Origin of the sequence: Alkalinema sp. FACHB-956, from assembly GCF_014697025.1 — a bacterium.
GTDB lineage: Bacteria > Cyanobacteriota > Cyanobacteriia > Leptolyngbyales > Leptolyngbyaceae > Alkalinema.
In genome coordinates, this window is record NZ_JACJRC010000001.1 from 273,626 (window position 1) to 294,482 (window position 20,857).

Here is a 20,857-nt window from a genome sequence, read left to right on the forward strand (position 1 = left end):
GGGCAGGAGGGAGAAAATCGTAAAAAGACAAGGCTTTATTGTCCAGGGTTATGGGGCGAAAGTCTATGGGTATTCCTGGAAAGCGATCGAAGAATCAGCCCATTGCAGACCACAACTCGCCCGTCCTTGTAAAGAAACCCTGATTCGATCGCAACAGGGGGCCACAGAATATGAGAAACTAAGGGCACGAAAGTTTACGCGATCCAGTACAACCCGATTTCAGGACAGCCTGAGAATTGAGTTTTTTGGAGTTTTGTAAACTTCTTTAAGGTTGATGCCTTCGACCTATAAAATATGCGTTATTGCAGCTAAGACTTCGAGGTTTCTTGGGCTAGTTTGGGAGGATCACGGATCAATGGACTTCTTGAGTGCAATTAACTTTACGGTTATTTTCCAGTTGTTAACTCTGTTTCTCATTGTTGTAGCAGGGCCGGTTATCGTGTTTCTGCTGTTTCTACGTGGTGGCGATCTGTAAGTCAGGCCATCACTTCGGTAGCCCGTCCATCGATTGGTAGGCATTACTGAATCTATCCAAAAGTTTGTAAGAGAGAGTAGCTCTAGAGCCTAACCCTGTTTGGGGTTGGGCTTTTTCATTGGGGACAAGCGGTGACGGGTTGAGATGGCGGGCAGTTGCTGTTGGAAGGTTTGGATCCCTTGCCAGTACTGAGGACCGCCGATGCCACTCACATCGTTGTGGTCGGCTCCAGCGATCGGGAGGAAGGTTTTAGGTTGGTTGGCGGCGGTGTAGAGGGTTTGGCCGTGGTGGAAGGGAATGACGCTGTCCTGGGTGCCGTGAATAACTAGAACCGGGCAGCGGACTTGGGGCAGGCGATCGCGGTTGGGAAATTTGTCAAAGGGGAGTAACGGGAAGGGCACAATGACTCGGAAGATACTGGTGAAGGCACTTTCCAGGATGAGGCCAGCGACGGGTTTTTGGGTGGCGAGGTGAACGGAGGGGCCGCTACCGATCGATCGACCCATTAGGATAATGTTTTGGGGTGGGGTTTTGAGGTGGGTGGTGAGGTAGTTGTAGGCGGTTTGAATGTCTTCGTAGGCAGCGGTTTCGGAGGGGGTGCCTTGGCTGGTGCCGTAACCTCGGTAGTCGTAGGCAAAGATGCGTAAGCCGAGTTGATTGAGGCGGGCGAGGTGGGGCTGAATGGTGCCGAGGTCTTCGCCGTTGCCGTGGCTGTAGAGCAGGGTGTATTGTGCGGTGGGATGGTTCAGGTAGAGGGCGGAGATTTGCTGTTGGTTGGGGGTAGAGAGTTTGAGAATTTCGGGGGTGTCGGTGTAGCTGGGGGCGGGGGCAGGAAACATTTGTCGATCGCTGAGGAAGTAGGCATAGGCGGCGATCGTGCCGTAGATCAGTGGGGGAATGCGTAAAATGCGCCACCATGACCAATGGCCAATAATCCAGGATTTCCAATCGGGGTTATGGGACATGGGGGACTAGGGAGGGTGACTTGATGAACTGTCAAGATTCTAAATCTCGCCGTGACCATTCGCGTGTTTGCATCTAATATTGAATGGTTTCAATCGGTTCAGGTAGGTCGATCGGATGCGCTATTTTTTCTTAGGTTTCGACTACCGTAATGAGAATGGCTAAACGATCGAATGCAGGGGTACCGGGAGCTGTATCAAATAGCGGTTCAATGTCTTTCAAGGCTGCCTGATTATCTACTGGTGAAATATACCAATCAGGCGTTGGCTAAGGAATTACTTGCGTTTTATCAAATGGTTGTGCGATCGTAGCTTGTTTTTCCACCTTGTTTTTCACCTTAGGGCTGCTGACGCGCTGCTGCGCTAGAAAAAAGAGGGGGATCAAATTTGGGGTAGGAATTTGACAAGCTGTTCGCCAAATTGGTGTTTGAGGTCATTGATATCTACATAGTTTTGATAAAAATGCCCCATGTCAGAGAGTTTCTGCTTGAAGTTAAGTAGAGTCATAATTTCTGGTGTGATGCGACTCATGTTGATGGGTGCATCTTTAAAATAGGTATAAATTAAGGGCCGATCGCTATTCTTAAATGTTTCCAGTGCTGTAATAAATTCTTCTTCGGTGTATTGCCCAACTTTTGTATAGAACAGGCTAACAAATACGTCACAGTCTGCGATCGCTTTGTTATATTCGTCTTGCGATCGCGTCTTAGACATGGCATCAAGAAAGTTTTCCCAAATCACGAGCTTTAAGCGAATGCCCCGATCTAAGTAGTAATCATTCTGACGACTAATGAAGATCTCGAACTGTTCTCGATCGGTCTTTAGTTCGGATGAGGATGCTAGAAAAATTTTAATGGTTCGCATAGTGGGTGGATGGGTTTCAGGTGGGGTGGGTTCTGGGCCTTTTTTGTCGGGGAGGGTGGCTAGAATTTGCTGGACTTCAAAGCCTTCTAGGAGTAGGTTTAGGGAAACGTCGGCTTCACTAATTTCGCATTCGATCGTTGGTTTTTTGCCGGATTCTTGGCGTTCTTTTAGACGGGAATATTTGAAAAAGTGGGGGTGGTTGCTGTCTTTGCATTGGTGGCATTGGCAGGGAATCATTTTGTTGTACTGCAAGCGATGGTAGGACTGGCTGATGCTGTCTAGTTCATCGACGATGACGGCTCGAAATTCGGCGATGCTGGGGCCACGTAAGCGGAGGGAAATTTGGCGGAGGTTCAGGTCTTCTTTGATTTCTGCCCAGGTGTTGCCTCGGCGGATGATCATGCCGTTGCGCCAGACCCAATCGTGGTTGGGGATGTAGCGATAGAGGGTGACTGCGAATTGCCAGAAAATGCCCTTTGGCATGAAGGCGTCGTAGCGAAATTGCATGTGGCTGTTGTGGGTTTCGTCCCAGTCGTAGGGGGGGGTGTTTTCGGGGAGGAGTTGGGGGGCGACGAGTTGGCCAGAGCTATCAATTTCGTAGACTAGACGAAAGTTTTTCATCAGTTCGATCAGGACATCGTGGGTGTGCCGATCGTGGGAGTTGTTCCAGATGTGGGTGCAGTCTTGGCGGCTGAAGCGTCCGGCTTTGGCTTTGATGGTGTCGTTGTCGAAGATGCGATAGACGGCGTTGGTGGCCCAGGTGGGTTTGAGGATGACCCGATCGCGCAGGTGGGGGTTGTCGGCGTAGTGGAGCAGAATGCCGAGGTCGTGGAAGTAGCTGAGGAGGGTGTCGATGTTTTGACTAGTGGTGATGTCGTGGGTCTGACAGAGTTCGTCGAACTGGGTGCGGTAGATGTAGTCGCGGGGGTCGTCTTCGATCGCTTGGCGGACATCGACCCAGCGGGCGGGGACGGCTTCTCCGATGTGGGGGAGGGTTTGGGCGCAGTGTTCGATCTGGCCAATTAGGTTGTGGATGGTTTTGAGGCGCTGCTCGGCTTTGGCGCGATCGGATTCTTCGTGGGTTTTGAAGTTAATGGGGATGATGGCTTTGATGCTGTCGGGGTAGCGGCTGAGCAGGTCAGCGCGATTGAGGCTGCGTTGAATGTCGCCTTTTTCGTTGAGGACGATGATCAGGGGGCTGTCGCCTGCAAAGCGTTCGAGGATGTTGAGCCAGTAGTTGAAGTCGGTGTCGTCTTTGCGGTTGTCGGCGACGAGGATGTAGAGGGAACGTTTGGACAGAAAGAAGCGATGGGTGGCGTGGTAGATTTCTTGGCCGCCAAAGTCCCAGATGTTGAGATGGAAGTTGGGGGCTTCTGGGTTGTCCGATCGATCGTGCTTACGGCAGGGGAAGGAATGGGTTTGAACTTGGATGCCGCGCGTGCGATCGTCAATGTGGGGCAGGGGGCAGTTGGGGTCAAGGAGTTTATGGGCCAGGGTGGTTTTGCCTGCTTCGCCTTCACCGACGATCAGCAGTTTGGCTTCATAGAGATAATCTTTCCCTTGGGCTGCAAGCTGGGCATAGTAGTTCAGAATGGCAGCATTGCCCTGTCGAGCGATCTCCAGAGGCGGCTTTTCGATCGGGTTATTGTAGAGATTAATGCAATCGAAGACAAACTGGTGAGCCATTTCGATCTCCAGCCTACCACTTGCGAGCCATTGCGGAATTTCTTTGATGCTATTATTACTTAAATCAAGCGATATTAGTCCTGTTACCTTATCTAAAAATAAACAATCAGTAACACCATTGTTACTTAAATCAAGCGAAATTAGTTCTGTTAAAGCTTCTAAAAATGAAAAATCAGTGATGTTATTGCCACTTAAATTAAGCGATGTTAGTCCTGTTAGTTTACCTAAGAATAAACAATTAGTGATGTTGTTATCACTTAAATCAAGAGACGTCAGCCTTGTTAGAACTTCTAAAAATGAAAAATCAACGATGCCATTACCTCTTAAATTAAGCGACGTCAGTCCTGTTAGTACTTCTAGAAATGAACAGCCACTTATGATAGTGTAACTTAAATCAAGTGACCTTAATTCTGTTAAAGCTTCTAAAAATGAAAAATCAGTGATGTTATTGCCACTTAAATCAAGTGATGTCAGTCCCGTCAACTTACCTAAAAATGAAAAATCAGTGATGTTATTGCCACTTAAATCAAGTGATGTCAGTCCCGTCAACTTACCTAAAAATGAAAAATCATCGATATAGTTGTTGCTTAAATCAAGCGATGTCAGTTGTGTTAGCGTTTCTAAAAATGAAAAATCATCAATGTCACTACTACCTAAATTGAGAGACGTTAGTTGTGTTAGCGCTTCTAAAAATGAAAAATCATCGATGTAATTATTACTTAAATCAAGCGATGTCAGTCCTGTTAGCTTACCTAAAAATGAAAAATCGTCGATGTCATTGCCACCCAGATTAAGCGATATCAGTCCTGTTAGCTCACCTAAAAAGGAACAATCGGTGACACTATTATTACTTAAATCAAGTGATAATAGTCCTGTTAACTCACCTAAAAATAAAAAATCATCGACAATGTAATTATTACTTAAATCAAGCGATATTAGTCGCGTCAACTTACCTAAAAATGAAAAATCATCGATATAGTTGTTGCTTAAATCAAGCGACGTCAGTTCTGTTAGCGCTTCTAAAAATGAAAAATCATCAATGTCACTACCACCTAAATTGAGCGACGTCAGTTGTGCTAGCGCTTCTAAAAATGAAAAATCATCGATGTAATTATTACTTAAATCAAGCGATGTCAGTCCTGTTAGCTCACCTAAAAATAAGAAGCTGGATAGATTGACCTGACGCAAATGTAAATGCCTGACGTGGCTGAACCACTGAAAAGGAAAGTCAAATAATAGTTGACTGGTCACAGGTGCCAGAAACAGCCCACTAACCGTACCGTCCTTAGCAACAGCATAGGTGTCTCGCTTAATTAAGTCCTGACTCGCCCAATCCCTCGTATTTTTCGCTTGGATATGCCTTTCAAATCGGTCTTCTGGGATTTCTTCCAGGGGACGACCCAGCAGGTCTCCCAGTTGGCGAATCAGGTCGAGGTCAGACATGGACTCAGGCATTCCATTCAAGGAGGTCGCGGTGGGCCATTGCTTAGGCGCAGGCTTTTTTCTCGATCAATCAGTATAACGTAGCCCACCCAAAGCGATCCGATCCCCCCTGGCTCCAGATCCCCCCTACCCCCCCTTCAAAAGGGGGGAACCGGAAAAGGAGAGGAAATTGATGGAATTGTGGTGAAATCTACAAGATTCTCCAAAGTCCCCCTTTTTAAGGGGGATTTAGGGGGATCGAACGATTTAGGGGAACCGGAAAAGGCGATCCCCCCTGACCCCCCTTAAAAAAGGGAACTAGAAAAGGGGAGAAAAACGGTGATATTCGTTTAAAATTTAACCATTCTCTCAAAGTCCCCCTTTTGAAGGGGGATTTAGGGGGATCGAACGATTTAGGGGAACCTAAACAAATTTAAGGGGGAATCTGCCGAATTTAGTACGATCTCCCCACTAAGCCCGATCGCGTTCCATCACACTCACATAACGCCAACTCGAACCCGGCACCGGAACCGGCGGACTCCAACGCACCCGATCGCTAAACCGCAGCACATACAACTGATTAATCGTAGACTGCACATCCTGCTGCGTCCCCAACAGGTACACATGCAAAGGCTTGCGATCGTCCTCGATCACCCGATCGAGTTCCGCAAAATTAATCACCATGGGACTTCTCCTAAACTTGTAGCGGGAAGAAATCCCAAAAATTAAAGCCACCCTCTTGCGCAGGACAAATAGGGTGGCCCGATCGAATGTTACAATCCGTGTCAGACCGCCCAGCTGCCACATTCAGCTTGGGGGTTTAGCTACCCTCTGTTGGTTGCAACAACGTTGGGTAGCGCCTTAATTTCTGGGGTCCAGCCAAATCAATCGAGTACTGACACGGTTGTAATTGGCCTTGGAACATAAGCCTACGGACAAACCAGGGGAAAAGTCAACTATATTTCAAAAAATTGCAATCCCGTCATATTCAGCAACATATTCCCCACTCTCTCACACCCCTCCAACAACCCAGAGAAAAACAAACAACCCTCGATCGAACACAAACCCCAACAATCAAACTGACAGCAAGCCAACATCACGCGATCGACCATAGAACCAAAACAGCAATATTAAATGGATTCGTCTACGCTGTAGATTCGATCCCCCCTAACCCCCCTTAAAAAAGGGGGAACCGGAAAAGTGGAGAAAATTGATGATATTACTGAAAAATTCAACCATTCTCTCAAAGTCCCCCTTAATAAGGGGGATTTAGGGGGTCTCAAAGTCCCCCTTTTTAAGGGGGATTTAGGGGGTCTCAAAGTCCCCCTTTTTAAGGGGGATTTAGGGGGATCTCTCAAAGTCCCCCTTTTTAAGGGGGATTTAGGGGGATCTCTTCTCAACTAATCACCACTAGCAATCACAGCCGTAATATTCTCCTTCGCATTACTGCGAAACTCCTGCACATTTACCCGCGACAACAACACGACTGCGGCCATCATGCAACCCGCCTGCGCCACAAACACCAACCCATAAGCCAACAACGATCGCGCTCCATCCGCCACAAAAATCCGACCCCCAATATCCAACAGCGAACCCCCCACGATCGTCGAAAGACCCCGCGCCAACGCCTGCGCCAAACCCCAAGCCCCAATGAAGGTACCCGCCGTTTCCGCAGCCGTTAAATCCAACATTAACGTAATCGCTCCCGTCGTCGTTGTCCCAGACGCCAAACCAAACAGGAACAGACAAATTTTCAACGTCCCAGGATTCGCTGTCGTTCCCGCAAAAATAATCCCTAACAACGTCAGCGCCACGGCTTGGCAACCCAATTGCGCCGTCTTCTTCTTACCTATCCGAGGTGAAATGATAAACCCCGAAATCAGAATTCCAATCACCGTTCCAACGCCATAGGGCACATTTAATAAAGCCGTTTCTCCCGCTTGCAGTTTAAAAATATCACCCCCAAACGGTTCCAGCACCGCATCCTGCAAAAACAATCCCAACGTCATCGCAATCAAAAACGTAAAGAAAAACCGAGTTTGCCGACTCGCAGTCAGGATATGCCAAGCCCGATCGAGGCCCATTTTCTCCTCCGCGATCTGCCGTGCAGGACTGTGCAAAAAGCGGGAATATTTCTTTTCAACGCCCCAAGTGGAAATCACCGCCAGCGACACCACCACCCAAGGCACAATCAAAAACAAGCGATTAATACTGGCCTGCAACACTTCGATCGTTGGATCATTCCCCAACTTTTTCAACAAAACCCCAATCGTAATACCCCCCGCGATCGTCCCCATCAACAGCATGGCCCAGTCGATCGCCACCACCTTCGATCGTTGATCCTCATCGGTAATATCCACCAACAACGTCGCAAAGGGCGTCGAACTCGCACTAATGGCAATGCCATACAAGCCAAACAAAAACGTAGAAAGCGCAATCCAAACCGTAGCCGCTTCCCAACCGCCGGGGGATTTCAAACTCAGGCCCATCTGCCACAGCGGTTGCACGGCTAAAAACGCAATCACCGCAAAACTGACAGCCCCCAGAATCACATAACCCGTGCGATGTAACCCAAACAGCGGGCGCGTATCCGACAGTTGCCCAAACCAAATTCGACTCGGCGCAACAAACAACGTCACAGCTAAGACAATACTCGCGATCGTACCGGGCACGCCCAGTTCCTTGATCAGAATGCGATTCAGCAAACCGAACAACAGTACAGACATCATGCCCAAACCCATTTGGAACAACCCCAAACGAATCATTGTCAAAAGCGTGATGCGTGGCAGCGGAGCCGCAGGTGAAGCCATAGAAGATTCTGAAAAATTGCTCTCCATAAGGATTTCAGGCAACAGAATAGAACGTATTGAGCGATATATCCACGATACAAGATTGCGGCAAAGGCCCAGCGTCTCCCCTGCCTAGAAGGAAAGCCCGTAGTCACGATCGACTAGTCACGATCGACTTTATAAATCGTTACACTATTAGGGTTCTTCATATAACCCATCTCCTAACCCCCATGACCACTCAACCCATGACAACCCTAACCCTCACTCCCACCCTGCCCCCCATCGCCCCCCTCGGCATTGGCACTTGGGCCTGGGGCGACTCCCTCTTCTGGAGCTACGGCAAAGACTACGGAGCCGAACAGGTAGAAACCGCCTTTTTCGCCGCGATCGAAGCTGGGATCACCCTCTTCGACACCGCAGAAGTCTACGGCCTGGGTGAATCGGAACGCCTGCTAGGCAAATTCCTCCAGCAAACCCGCCAACCCATCCTGCTGGCCACCAAATACATGCCCCTGCCCTGGCGCTTCAGCCCCAACCAAGTGCGGGACGCCGTCAAAGCCAGCTTGGATCGCCTACAGCGCGATCGCATTGACCTCTACCAAATCCACCAACCCGTCAGCTTTCTAATCAGCCAACAGACCCTGCTGGACACCCTAGCAGCAGAAGTCCAAGCCGGTCGCATCACCGCCCTCGGGGTCAGCAACTACTCCGCAACGCAAATGCGCCAAGCCCACAAAATTCTCGCCGATCGCGGCATCCCCCTAGCCGTCAACCAAGTGCCCTACTCCCTCCTCGATCGCAAAATCGAAACCAGTGGCGTCATGGAAACCGCCAAGGAACTGGGGGTGACCATCCTGGCCTACAGTCCCCTCGCTCAGGGCTTGCTCACGGGCAAGTACAGCCCCGAAACCGCCCAGAACCCCGTCATGGGTGCCCGTCGGCTGGATCCGCGATTTAATCCCCAAGGACTGCAAAAAATTCAGCCCCTAGTGAAACTTTTACAGAAAATTGGTGAAAACTACGATTGCACCCCCGCTCAAGTCGCTCTCAACTGGTTGATGGCACAAGGGTCTGTGGTGCCAATCCCTGGAGCCAAAACCGCCAATCAAGCCCAGCAAAATGCTGGAGCCTTAGGCTGGGCACTCACACCGGAGGAAATTACGCAGATCGATCTGATGACCCGATCGTGGCGATAGATCCCGGATTGGAGACAATGCAGTGTGAATTTGACTAAAAAGCACTGTCTGATCAGGGCTACAAGAGTGGTATAAATTGGTTCATCGAAAAAATCCATTGCGGATTGTAAAGTCACACATCAGCGATCCAGGAAAAACCTATGGGGACGGTATTAGTCGTTGACGATAGCGCTACAGCTCGGGAAATGCTGGTGGCTGAACTCCGCAGATGCGGCTTTCAAGTGGGCATGGCCGTGGATGGCGCGGATGCTAAGGACAAGATCCAAGCCAATCCCCCGATGCTGGTCATTACTGACTTGATCATGCCAAATGTCAATGGCTATGAACTCTGTCGTTGGATCAAAAATAATCCCGGCACAGAAAAAGTCCCTGTGATCATGTGCAGTACTAAAAGCGAAGATTTCGATCGCTATTGGGGCATGAAGCAAGGAGCCGATGCCTATATCACCAAGCCCTATCAGCCCAAGGACATGATCAACGCGGTTAAGTATCTGCTAGAAGAGTCCGGGGTCTATAGCGAAGAATAATCGATCACTTATCTAAAACTTATCTAATCTAAAACTTATCTAAACGGAGAGGGTGGGATTCGAACCCACGGTACCTTTCGGTACATCCGATTTCAAGTCGGACGCATTCGACCACTCTGCCACCTCTCCAAGCGGCTCCTAATTATATTAACCTAGGTCCCCCCAAACCGTGCAAGCAAAACTGGGTAACTCATCCAGTCAAACGATCGTTCCCCCCTTCGAATCTTCCCTCCCTGACCTGCCCCACCCGCGATCGACACCACTGCTGGGGCAGGTTCAAAAACTTCCAGGCTAAGAAATTCAGGCTAAGAAATTCAGGCTAAGAAATTTCAGGCTAAGAAGTTCTAACTTGGGAACCCTTTTTAGGAAATCTAGGTTTAATAAAGGGTAGGGCTAGGTAACGTTGGGCTATTCCAACCCGATCGAGGGTTTCAATGCCCACTAGATCTGTCCTGATTTTGGTTTGATTTTGACTCGATCGTGGCTGAATTGCTATGCACCCTCTCTGTCCCGACTGCCAACCCCAATCGCTTGACCTCTTTGGCCTGCAAGCCCAGAAAAAACAACGCCAACTCACGATCGCGATCGGTCTGATTGGCGGATTCGCCTTGGTGGAAGCGCTGATTGGCTGGAGTAGCCACAGTTTGGCGCTGGTGGCCGAAGCGGGGCATTTGGTTGCCGATTGCGCGGCTTTGGGGTTAGCACTCCTAGCAACTGTCATCGGGCGCTCCTCTCGGAAGGTAGGCTGGATCGGTAGCCATCAGTTAACCGTGCGCAAGCCCCAAAGCGCAGAAACCTGGGCAGCCTTTGCCAATGGATTTGGTTTGGTACTGATTGCGCTATGGATTACCTGGGAAGCTGCCCACCACCTCCAGCAGCCCTCGGCGGAGATCGAAAGTTTGCCGATGCTGATGACGGCGATCGCGGGGGTTGTGGTGAATAGCATTAACGTTGCACTGTTGCACAAAGACAGTCAGCATGACCTCAATTTGAAAGGGGCTTTTCTGCATGTACTGGCGGATATGCTGGGGTCGATCGGGGTCATCGTCGCGGCGATCGCGGTGGCGGTGCTGCATTGGCTCTGGGCCGACTGTGCCATCAGTTTTGTGATCGCGGGGTTGATTAGTCTCTCAGCCATTCCCTTAATTTGGCAAAGCGGACGGCAACTCTGGCTGCAAAATCAGCCAGCTCAGGTGATTAAGCAAGATCGTTCACCTCACGATCCAGCCTAGGAAATCGATCGGGTGTCATTGTAGTAAAATTGAACTATGTTTGACAACCTTTCTAAATTCCTGATTCAGCAATATTCCCAGGACTTTGCGGCTTGGTTGCTAGGGGAGCCGATCGCCCTAACCGAACTGCAACCCACCGAACTGTCGATCGAGCCGATTCGAGCGGATTCTGTAATTTTATTGAAATCGCAACAGGTGATTGTCCACTGTGAATTTCAAACCAACCCTGATCGGGATTTACCCTTTCGCATGGCGGATTATGCGTTACGGATTTATCGCAAATATCCCGATCGAAAGTTAGTGCAAGTGGTGGTTTATTTACGGGAAACCACTTCAGAGTGGGTTTATGTAACACAATTTGAAGGCAATCAGTTCCGCCATGAGTTCCAAGTGGTGCGGCTGTGGGAGCAGTCGCCGGAAGTGTTTTTGCAACGGCCTGGATTGTTGCCCTATGCGGTGTTGACGCAAACGAACGATCGTGAAGCAGTCCTACGGGAAGTGGCGCGGCGCTTGGATGAGATTCCCGATCGGAGGGAACGGAGTAATTTGACGGTGAGCAGTGCGGTGATGGCTGGGTTATCATTGGAGAAGACGGTGATTCAACGAATTCTCAGGAGGGAAGTGATGCGGGAATCGGTGATTTATCAAGAGTGGGAAACGGAACTCAAGGCGGAAGGCCGAGCGGAAGGTCGGATGGAAGGACAGGAAGAGGAGCGGCAGATCCTGGCGATGAAGATGTTGCAGGAAGGCTTATCCCTGGAGACGATCGCGCGGATTACCGAATATTCGATCGAACAATTGGAATCCATACAGGCTCAGATTAATTCAGCCGATCGCTGAAGAAAATGGTCGATCGAACCACCGGATATTCAATGCTTCCGAAGATTTAGCCAAGATTCAGCCGATCGCTGAAGGTAAAGGTCGATCGAACATCTCCACAAAGAACGATCGCGCGGATTACGGAATATTCGATCGAACAATTGGAATCCATACAGGCTCAGATTAATTCAGCCGATCGCTGAAGTCAACGGTCGATCGAACCTCTCTACAACAAACGATCGCGCGGATTACAAACTATTCGATCGAACACCTGGAAGTAATACAAGAGCAGAGTAATTCAGCCGATCGCTGAAGGTAAAGGTCGATCGAACATCTCCACAAAGAACGATCGTGCTGATTACAGAATATTCGCTAGAACAACTGCAAGCCATGCAGGCACAGATTAATTGCGCTGATTCCTAAAGATAAAGGTCGATCGAACATCTCCACAACGAACGCTCATGTTTTTTACGGATAGATTTGCGTCCATTGGGGGGGAGTTTCACATTTGGGGCGCTGATCCCATAGAGCTTTTTGTAATATCAGTTTGCCATTTGCAAAACTATATGTGTATTTTCGTGGTTTTAATCTTGCTTTGACAAATAGTCGATAATTACAAGGAATCTCGAAACTCAGCTCACGAGTTTGTGGATCAAATTGAGGCCAATTACGGAAATAATGAGTCGAATTGGATAAATTTTCTGGCTCAGGTTGATCGAGTTGTAACGGAATTGGATTAATTCCATCTCGATCGTTGTAATGGAAAACAACAGTATTGGGTGTCAACCAAGTAGTATTAAAACTACATTTTACAACAACTAAAGAATCATGCTGAGTTACTTGATAAGGACCCCAGAAATCAAATAAACCTTGAGCTTCAATCGATCTACTAAAGTCACAAGCCTTACCCATTTCCTTGAATTGATGTGTTTGACTGAGTAAAATTTCCAACCCAGGTCGTTGAGGAATCATTCTTTTCAGGTTATATATAACTCGTTCTTCCCAGTTCATTGCTGCCCATGATTGTTCTTCTTCTGTTAAAGCTGGGGGGGGGTATTCAGAAAATTTAGCAGGCTCTGGCGAAGCTGTTTTGAGTGTAGCTGTATTCTGGGAAAAGGCTTGACAAGCTGTACTGCTCATACCTAAAAATAATACAGTTAGCCAAAAATTTATGACTCGGATTGCAGATAATTGAGTATTCATCATCGATTCCTCCTAATAGTTAATATTTAAAAACAAATACACTCTTACGTAATGCTTTAGCATAGGCAACCCCAAACTGCTGAATTTCCTGTTTTGCAGATGGATCATAGTCATTTACCAACTCTCCTAATGCTGTGTAGGATTCTGGAGACCCATCCCACTGATATCGCGAATGATGAACAGTCTCTCCTGGTTGCCAAATAATAATTTTGTATCCCCGAGGATCTGGACTAGTTCCTCGATCCTTATATTGAAAGCTACCTTGCCAATCAGGATTTGGTTTTTCTGAACCATCTCCAAATACCCAATCCATTGCTGATTTTGTAGTAGCTCGTCCAGCGACAAAATAGTCAACCAGTGTAAAGGCCGCCCATTGATCTTGCTCCAAAATCTCTGGATTAGCAATAAAGTCAAGATTGCGTAGCCCTGGTACTCCTTTAATTCCTAATGTACCTTCTCGTGCCCGATCGGTTAAGTCTTGATAGCGGATGCGCCCGGTCACTTGAACAAATCCCCGCCCCTTGTAGCGGATATGATCTCCCTCAACTTGGTTCATTAAATCAACCCGCCATTTATAACCGTCTTCTTTGCCGGGATATTCCAATGTGGTTCTAAAACGATCTCCTTCATGGGCACCGATCGCTAAAATGGCTGCCATCTTTTCATACATTATATTCAATTCTGCTTCATTGCTAGTCAGTTTAAAAATACCTTGTTCAATAAACTCATCAAGAACTAACTCCAGACGATTTTTGACAGTTTCAGTAGTGGCGCTACTATCCCATGCTGTCCGTGTAACCTCTGCCAATAATTCCACACTCAAAGAATAGACAATACCAGGCAGAGGTGTTGCTTCTAGAGGGGGCTCCAACAGAGGAGACCAGGCTAGACTGTTCGCTAGCTGAGAAGTTAGATTGGTGACTTGGGAAGAAGCCGTACAAATATTCTGACGACTGTTAAGTGTACTGACCTTCAAGAAGAAATCATCGGGATCATAGACGAATAAATCATTATTATCTTGAGCAACAATATAGGCACTTCCCCACTCCAATAAACGATCAACAAATAGAGTATTGTCTAATTGATTCGCCCAAGCTGAATCATTGACATTGGTTAGCACAATTGCAAGTTTTTGCAAGTACTCTAGCGCATATTGACGCTTTTCGGGTTGAAAGGTCTTCAGAAATTGCTGAAGTGCTTGAGGATTGGGAGTAGAATCTGGCAATTTGAGCCAGCGACTCATAAAGAAATGGAAGTCATCGGTTGGGTTGACATAGGTACTTCTCTCGGCCAATGTTACGTAGGCTCCACCGAAGTTGAGCAAAGAACTCATCACCTGAGCATTTAAGAGTTGCTGAGCTAATGTTGCATCATTGATAGCAGCCGTCGATCGAATTAAACGTTCTGCAAAGTTTAGAGCTTGAGTGGAACGGTCTACTGTAGGGAGGTTATTTGCCAGCATCCCCAACCCCGCCGCTGCGATGCGGATATCCCCCTGCTCCAGCAACGTCTCGACCCAATTGGCAATCTCAGTACCATTCGTCGCCTCCACCGTCGGATGCACCTGCACCAAACTGTAACCCAAATTCAACAACGCCTCAACAAACTCCACCGTCTGCACCGCATCCCGCCACTGCGCTACCTGCATCCCCGCCTGCACCAAACTCCGACTCATGCGCCACAGTTGCAAGTCATACCAGTCTCCATCGCCATTGCCCAAGCCATTCAACATTTGCACCACATTGCCCACAATCCCCGCCGCCTTGGTATTGCCATGCAGGATTGTCCGAATCGTATTGCCATCACTCAAACCACTGTCCGCCATATCCCACAGCTGATCTAACCAACCAAAGGTTCCAGTCAAACCCGTTCCCTGGGGCTTCAATAAACCATAGCTACGGGCCAGTTCCCGCGCCGCTTGCTGAATTTGATTCGTCTGTTGTGCCCCAAACCAATGGGTCTGGAGATGTGCCGCTCCCACCACCGTTTCCACTAGCGTTTGGAAGGTCAATAACCGAACTGATTCGGGATTCGTTACCAATTCTTTGGCTAAGGCCAAGCCAATTTGATTCAAATTCGCTGAGGAATACTTTGCTTTGACTAAACTGCCTTGGAAAAACTGATCTAACCAAGCCCCCGTAAAGGCGGCTCCTCCCTCATAGCCAAAGCCAATGCGATCATCGGCATCGCCCTGGAGATAGGCTCCGGCTTCGATGAGCAAGTTGATACGATTTTTGAGCGCTGCTTTCTTGGCTTGGTTCCCAGCACTATCCGTCGGAATGGCGGCAAGGGCAGTCGTCAGGATGGAGCGTAGACGACTACGATAGGTGTTGCTGCTACCAGGGTTGCCATTGGCCGGGAACCACTGTGGATCGTTGAGAACCCCTTCTGGGGTGTTGTAGGGACTGCGAGACCACTGTCCACCATACCAGTAGCCCCAATAGCCATCAGCCCCCCAACCATACTGGGCCAGACCACTGCCTCCGCTCTGGCCACCACTCCCCCCCAGGGGCGGTGCAACCAGGTTATCTCCACTGGTATTGGGGTCATTGGGGTCTGTGCTCCCGGTCCACAGGTCGGTATCTGCCCAGGTGAAGGGTTTGGGGACGGAGAAGCTGTATTGCTCGGTTTGCAAGTTGCCTGCTCGATCGAGGCTGCGGAGGGTGAGGGTATGGCTACCTTGCTGGCTGGGATCGTTCCAATTGAGGAGGTCACTGACGGATTTGCTCCATTGACCATTGTTGCCCGTCCAAGTTTGGGGCGTTTGGTTGTCGAGTTGGTAGGTGACGTTGGCTAAACCCACCCCTAGATCAGTAATCGTGGCTTGGATTTGGTCGCTACTTTGCCAGGTGATGCCGTTGAGAATGCCGGAGATGACTTGGTTTGGAGCCACAGTATCAATGGTAATCGCCAAGGCATTGCCCGTAGTGCTATAGCCCCAAGGATTGGTGACCTGGGCCGTCAAGCCATAGCTACCATCCGCCAACTCCGCTAATTGCAGTTGCCATTGCCCATTAGCCCCAATCCGCGTCTGCCCCAACACCTGCTGCGTCTGATCCCGAACCGTCACCACAGAACCCGCCTGACCCGTGCCCTGCACCGTCACCGAAGCCTGATTCGTAATCCCATCACTATTGCTAATCCCCGTATCCGAAGCCAAGGCCAACTGCATCCCACTACCAAAGGACACTTGGCTGGGCATCGTCGTCCAATCCAACTGGTAGGCCATCTGGGCATTCGTCTCATTGTGAAACACCCGAACCCCATAGGTTCCCGCTGCCAAAGACCGCTGAATCACCTCATCCAGCCCCAGCCCCAGCGTCGAACTCGCCAACACCTGTCCCGCACTGTCGAGCAACTGCAACTCCGCATTCCCCGTCAAATCATGCAACCATAGCCCGATCGGAGTTGCCGCACTCAACGAAAACCGATAGAAATCATCCCGATCCCAACCATTCAGCGTCCCCACCTGCCGCCCAGAACCATTCAGCGTGCCCAGCCCCGTCGCCAGCGCCCAGGTATCCCCCGCCTCATCCCAAACCACAGGCCGCACCGCCGTCCCGATCGCCTTAATCTGTCCACCCTGACTGGGGTTGACCACCGTCCCGCCCATCGGCGTTTGCGTCCCATTCATCTGCCAAATCACCAAATCCCCCGTACTTTGGTGCTGCCACAGGGCATCCGTCTTGCCATCCCCACTAAAATCATCAATCCCCACCAACTGCCACCCAAAATCTGCCACTACCCCCTGCCAAATCAGCGATGACTGCACCTTCCAACCATCCATCGCCCACACCGCAATCTGCCCCTGACTGTTGCGCCACAGCAGATCCGCCTTACCATCGCCCGTAAAGTCCCCCGCTCCTTCGATCTTCCAGCCTGTACTCGCGGGAATTTGTAACGCCGTAAACTGGCCTTGGCCATTCATCTGACCTACCACATGGGTCTTATTGCCATCGATCGCAAAACCCGTCATTCCCCACAAATGCAGATCCCCCGTCTGCTGGTGTCGCCAGAGCAAATCCCCCGTGCGATCGCCATTGAAATCCGCCACTTTTTCCAACGTCCAAGCATTACCAACCAGGCTTTGCGCCAAGAGCTTATCACTAACCCGATTAGCTCCATTCATCTTCCAGAGGTAGACATCACCACTGGTGGGATTGTGCCAAACCACATCGGCCTTCCCATCCAGGTCAATATCCGCCACCCCCTTAACCTGCCAATCCGCCGTCACCACTACATTATTGAGAAATAGCGCTTCAGTGTAAGTACCATTGGCCATCAACCACACAGCCATCTTACCCGTGCTGCGTTCCCGCCACAGGATATCCTCATTGATATCGCCATTAAAATCTCCAATTCCCTCGATCGTCCATTCCCCTCCAACGGGCGTAGGAATTTGCTTAGAGCCGATATACTGCAAACCCTCAAACTGCCAATAGCCCAAGGTGAAATTCGTGAGATTGCGCCATAGAATATCCGTTTGTTGTTTCGTCTGCGTTGCGATTCTGAGGTCATACCCTGTGGAAACACTATCTACGCTATTAACAACGACATAATAGGTACCCGCTTCCAGCAGTTCTACTTGAATTGTTTCATTGCCAATCCCATCTCGGCTCGATTGCCAAAACTGATCCGCAGAATCAACAATCCCACTTTGATTAACATCAATCCCAATGCCGACATTGACATTGCCGCTTAGATTAGATAGGGATAGATTCAGACTGCTACGACTACTGAGATTCCAGCGATAGACATCCTGCCGATTGGTCGCCGACAAACTCTCCTGTTGCAGCGTTGGTACACCATTGACAATATTCAAATTTTGCGCAGCAGAAAGAGACAGACCCAGGAAAGCGTCAGTAGGCGTCGGCATAGCAATCACGAACCTTTAAATTTGCAAGCAACAACAGAAAACAACGACAGTGGAAAAACTACACTCGATCGAGCAACCTCGATCGGCACTGCAAAGTGAATTGGGACATTAAATACATCCCAACTACCGAGTACGAAAGCCTATGACTTTTGCATCCAGCATTAGCCATACACAGGGTGCTAGAGCAATACTCAAGAAATGTTAATTAGTCCAAAATTTCCAAAAGATTGGCATCAAAAATCAACGTTCACTAAAACGCTAAAATCAATGATTCTGAGCGGAGATGACCCAAAGGAAATGAGTGAGCAAATTATTATTGCAAATCTACAAAAAACTATGAAATATGCATAGGGCGATGCACTAGGGGGCAGTCATAGTTTTGTAGATAGCTACCTCGTTTGCGGTACGTCCGTAAATATACCAGGTTTATCCTAGATGTGAAAAGTCACCATGCAAATATTTTTTGTAAAGATTGCATGAAGCTGAAGTCTGACTAGATGTAGTAAAATTGCACTATGTTTGACAACCTTTCTAAATTCCTGATTCAGCAATATTCCCAGGACTTTGCGGCTTGGTTGCTAGGGGAACCGATCGCGTTAACCGAACTGCAACCCACTGAATTGTCGATCGAACCGATTCGAGCGGATTCTGTAATTTTATTGAAATCGCAACAGGTGATTGTCCATTGTGAATTTCAAACCAATCCCGATCAGGATTTGCCGTTTCGCATGGCGGATTATGCGTTACGGATTTATCGCAAATATCCCGATCGAAAGTTAGTGCAAGTGGTGGTTTATTTACGGGAAACGACTTCGGATTGGGTCTACGTGACGCAGTTTGCAGGGAATCAACTTCGCCATGAGTTTCAAGTGGTGCGGTTGTGGGAGCAGTTGCCGGAAGTGTTTTTGCAACGGCCTGGATTGTTGCCCTATGCGGTGTTAACGCAAACGAACGATCGGGAAGCCTTGTTACGGGAAGTGGCGCGGCGGTTGGATGAGATTCCCGATCGGGCCCAGCGCAGCAATCTGACCGTGAGTAGTGCTGTGATAGCTGGGCTATCATTGGAGAAGGCGGTGATTCAGCGAATTCTCAGGAGGGAAGTGATGCGGGAATCGGTGATTTATCAAGAGTGGGAAACGGTACTCAAGGCAGAAGGCCGCGCGGAAGGTCGATTAGAAGGTCGGATGGAAGGTCGGATGGAAGGCCGGATGGAAGGTCGCGCGGAAGGGCTGGAAGAGGAACGGCGGATCCTGGCGATGAAGATGTTGCAGGAAGGCTTATCCCTGGAGACGATCTCGCGGATTACGGAATATTCGATCGAACAATTGGAAGCAATGCAAGAACAGATTAATTGAGCTGATTATTAAAGGGAACGCGCGATCGAACATCTTCCAAAGAAGTAATTGGATATTAGAAATTTAGCAAATAAAATTAATTTGGTTCATTAAACACGAGCTAACTAAATGTGAATGGATCAGTAAATAGGTTGGCTTTATTAAAATTATTCTCTGTAACACCAAACGGGAATGAAGATGTCCATAGTTCGTATAGCAAATGTCCTTCTAATAAGGTTAACACTACTACACTTCCTAGAATCATGGGTCGTCTCCAAGCTGGCTTAAACTGATAGACCACAGCACTAATAAATAGAGCCTTAACTAAGCCAAAGACTACACCTATAGCCGTAATGCCTACTAAATCTCTGATTGATGGAACCCACATGGGACTAAATCTTGCCATCAAGAAGATTAACAGATGAATAATTGCAGAGCTAGGAATGCATAACCACAAAGCAAATTGTAAGGCTTGCCGACGATCCAGTGGAGGTGGAAACATCAATTAATTCCTCTTGTAAAATGAATATGAACCAATCTAATTAATTCAAAATGATTTCTCCTTGTTCAGCGGATGACGGAATATTCGATCGAACAATTGGAAGCAATGCAAGAACAGATTAATTGAGCTGATTATTCAAGGGAACGCGCGATCGAACATCTCCACAACGAACGATCGCCCGGATGACGGAATATTCGATCGAACGGTGAGAATTGACTTGAACCAGATCAATAACCCTCCAGATCAGTGACCCATCTCAAAATGAGGAGCCGGGTTGTTGGAGAAAGGCAATTTCTTCAGCCGTACTGTCCCGCCCCAGGATTGCATTACGGTGGGGAAACCGCCCAAACTGTTCAATCACTGCCCGGTGTCGCAGGGCATAATCGTAGGTATTCTCCAAATCTGAATCTCCCACAAATTGCTGAAACTTAGCCACCGCAAAGCTCTGATGGGCCAGGTTTTCGCTATGTTCAAACGGAAAAAAGAAAAACTGGCGCAACACTGGCGGTAATGCCTCATCAAAGCCTAAGTCGATCGCGTGACTGGCCACAAACAACGCGAGGCTATCCGCTGCAAACGCCTGGGCTTGCCCCCGAAACATATTGCGAGAAAACTGATCCAGCAAAATCACCAAGGCCAAACAAGCCTCCGGTTGCTCCATCCAGGCATCCAATTGATGGGCGATCGCCTTCTCGTAGAGATCCAAAAATCGCTCCCGAATGGCATGGTCAAAATTTGGATCCTTTTGGAACCACTCCGATCGCGGCTTCAGATCCACCACATCTCGCCACCCTGCCCCAAACCAAAACTCCAAAACCTGATTGGCCCGTACGATCGCACCCATCGCCTTGTCCTCCTCCCAAAACAACGCCTCTGACTGTCCCACTGCGCGGCCTCTGTTCTCAACCCTGAGCAGATGGGCGGCAACATCCTAACCCTAGTCACTTGCCGCCGCCACAACCGCCCCCTC

General features: G+C 48.9%; 14 protein-coding genes and 1 tRNA gene. 7 read left to right on the plus strand and 8 right to left on the minus strand.

From position 1 onward, the window contains the following. Positions 1-355 precede the first annotated feature (355 nt). Positions 356-475: a photosystem II reaction center protein Ycf12 gene (locus H6G21_RS01170; protein WP_190569644.1), complete on the plus strand. Its 120-nt coding sequence runs from the start codon at positions 356-358 to the stop codon at positions 473-475. An 89-nt stretch (positions 476-564) separates the two neighbouring features. Here the strand turns inward: H6G21_RS01170 and H6G21_RS01175 are convergent, their stop codons facing one another. Both H6G21_RS01175 and H6G21_RS25550 read right to left on the minus strand, forming a co-directional pair. Further along, the gene (locus tag H6G21_RS01175; protein WP_190569646.1) at positions 565-1,440 is read right to left on the minus strand and encodes an alpha/beta hydrolase; all 876 of its coding nucleotides are present in this window, start codon (positions 1,438-1,440) and stop codon (positions 565-567) included. A 378-nt stretch (positions 1,441-1,818) separates the two neighbouring features. After that, positions 1,819-3,987: a COR domain-containing protein gene (locus H6G21_RS25550; protein WP_242041569.1), complete on the minus strand. Its 2,169-nt coding sequence runs from the start codon at positions 3,985-3,987 to the stop codon at positions 1,819-1,821. Positions 3,988-4,033: 46 nt separating this feature from the next. On the opposite strand from H6G21_RS25550, the gene H6G21_RS25555 reads away from it, so the two are divergent. Further along, entirely contained in the window at positions 4,034-4,375 is a 342-nt protein-coding gene (locus H6G21_RS25555; protein WP_242041570.1) for a hypothetical protein, read from the plus strand. Between the two features lie 1,505 nt (positions 4,376-5,880). On the opposite strand, the gene H6G21_RS01185 is transcribed toward H6G21_RS25555, so the two are convergent. Next, positions 5,881-6,093: a hypothetical protein gene (locus tag H6G21_RS01185; RefSeq protein ID WP_190569651.1), complete on the minus strand. Its 213-nt coding sequence runs from the start codon at positions 6,091-6,093 to the stop codon at positions 5,881-5,883. A 716-nt stretch (positions 6,094-6,809) separates the two neighbouring features. Further along, positions 6,810-8,219, minus strand: a complete 1,410-nt coding sequence (locus H6G21_RS01190) for a BCD family MFS transporter (protein ID WP_242041571.1) — start codon at positions 8,217-8,219, stop codon at positions 6,810-6,812. A gap of 224 nt (positions 8,220-8,443) precedes the next feature. Between H6G21_RS01190 and H6G21_RS01195 the strand changes: the two genes are divergently transcribed. Together H6G21_RS01195 and H6G21_RS01200 are read left to right on the plus strand one after the other, a co-directional pair. Beyond that, positions 8,444-9,394 (plus strand): aldo/keto reductase, encoded by a 951-nt coding sequence (locus H6G21_RS01195; protein WP_190570436.1) that lies wholly within the window; start codon positions 8,444-8,446, stop codon positions 9,392-9,394. A 140-nt stretch (positions 9,395-9,534) separates the two neighbouring features. Continuing rightward, the gene (locus H6G21_RS01200; protein WP_190569655.1) at positions 9,535-9,921 is read left to right on the plus strand and encodes a response regulator; all 387 of its coding nucleotides are present in this window, start codon (positions 9,535-9,537) and stop codon (positions 9,919-9,921) included. Between the two features lie 44 nt (positions 9,922-9,965). Here H6G21_RS01200 and H6G21_RS01205 read toward each other — a convergent pair. Then, positions 9,966-10,050 (minus strand) — tRNA-Ser (locus H6G21_RS01205). Between the two features lie 365 nt (positions 10,051-10,415). Here H6G21_RS01205 and H6G21_RS01210 point away from each other — a divergent pair. Then, positions 10,416-11,153 (plus strand): cation diffusion facilitator family transporter, encoded by a 738-nt coding sequence (locus H6G21_RS01210; RefSeq protein WP_190569656.1) that lies wholly within the window; start codon positions 10,416-10,418, stop codon positions 11,151-11,153. Positions 11,154-11,189: 36 nt separating this feature from the next. Then, positions 11,190-11,993, plus strand: coding sequence for an Rpn family recombination-promoting nuclease/putative transposase (locus H6G21_RS01215; RefSeq protein ID WP_190569658.1), 804 nt, complete (start codon positions 11,190-11,192; stop codon positions 11,991-11,993). A gap of 447 nt (positions 11,994-12,440) precedes the next feature. On the opposite strand, the gene H6G21_RS01220 is transcribed toward H6G21_RS01215, so the two are convergent. Together H6G21_RS01220 and H6G21_RS01225 are read right to left on the minus strand one after the other, a co-directional pair. Continuing rightward, complete coding sequence (locus H6G21_RS01220; protein WP_190569660.1) at positions 12,441-13,178, minus strand: hypothetical protein; 738 nt, start codon at positions 13,176-13,178, stop codon at positions 12,441-12,443. A gap of 16 nt (positions 13,179-13,194) precedes the next feature. Continuing rightward, the gene (locus H6G21_RS01225) at positions 13,195-18,051 is read right to left on the minus strand and encodes an Ig-like domain-containing protein (RefSeq protein ID WP_190569662.1); all 4,857 of its coding nucleotides are present in this window, start codon (positions 18,049-18,051) and stop codon (positions 13,195-13,197) included. 515 nt (positions 18,052-18,566) lie between these two features. Between H6G21_RS01225 and H6G21_RS01230 the strand changes: the two genes are divergently transcribed. Further along, positions 18,567-19,406 (plus strand): Rpn family recombination-promoting nuclease/putative transposase, encoded by an 840-nt coding sequence (locus H6G21_RS01230; RefSeq protein WP_190569664.1) that lies wholly within the window; start codon positions 18,567-18,569, stop codon positions 19,404-19,406. A 737-nt stretch (positions 19,407-20,143) separates the two neighbouring features. On the opposite strand, the gene H6G21_RS01235 is transcribed toward H6G21_RS01230, so the two are convergent. Beyond that, positions 20,144-20,773, minus strand: coding sequence for a DUF924 family protein (locus tag H6G21_RS01235; RefSeq protein WP_347277956.1), 630 nt, complete (start codon positions 20,771-20,773; stop codon positions 20,144-20,146). Between the last annotated feature and the right edge of the window lie 84 nt (positions 20,774-20,857).

Coding starts and splice junctions, on each gene's coding strand:
- H6G21_RS01170 (WP_190569644.1), top strand. CDS start 356: ATGGACTTCTTGAGTGCAATTAACTTTACGGTTATTTTCCAGTTGTTA.
- H6G21_RS01175 (WP_190569646.1), bottom strand. CDS start 1,440: ATGTCCCATAACCCCGATTGGAAATCCTGGATTATTGGCCATTGGTCA.
- H6G21_RS25550 (WP_242041569.1), bottom strand. CDS start 3,987: ATGGCTCACCAGTTTGTCTTCGATTGCATTAATCTCTACAATAACCCG.
- H6G21_RS25555 (WP_242041570.1), top strand. CDS start 4,034: ATGCTATTATTACTTAAATCAAGCGATATTAGTCCTGTTACCTTATCT.
- H6G21_RS01185 (WP_190569651.1), bottom strand. CDS start 6,093: ATGGTGATTAATTTTGCGGAACTCGATCGGGTGATCGAGGACGATCGC.
- H6G21_RS01190 (WP_242041571.1), bottom strand. CDS start 8,219: ATGGCTTCACCTGCGGCTCCGCTGCCACGCATCACGCTTTTGACAATG.
- H6G21_RS01195 (WP_190570436.1), top strand. CDS start 8,444: ATGACAACCCTAACCCTCACTCCCACCCTGCCCCCCATCGCCCCCCTC.
- H6G21_RS01200 (WP_190569655.1), top strand. CDS start 9,535: ATGGGGACGGTATTAGTCGTTGACGATAGCGCTACAGCTCGGGAAATG.
- H6G21_RS01210 (WP_190569656.1), top strand. CDS start 10,416: ATGCACCCTCTCTGTCCCGACTGCCAACCCCAATCGCTTGACCTCTTT.
- H6G21_RS01215 (WP_190569658.1), top strand. CDS start 11,190: ATGTTTGACAACCTTTCTAAATTCCTGATTCAGCAATATTCCCAGGAC.
- H6G21_RS01220 (WP_190569660.1), bottom strand. CDS start 13,178: ATGATGAATACTCAATTATCTGCAATCCGAGTCATAAATTTTTGGCTA.
- H6G21_RS01225 (WP_190569662.1), bottom strand. CDS start 18,051: ATGCCGACGCCTACTGACGCTTTCCTGGGTCTGTCTCTTTCTGCTGCG.
- H6G21_RS01230 (WP_190569664.1), top strand. CDS start 18,567: ATGTTTGACAACCTTTCTAAATTCCTGATTCAGCAATATTCCCAGGAC.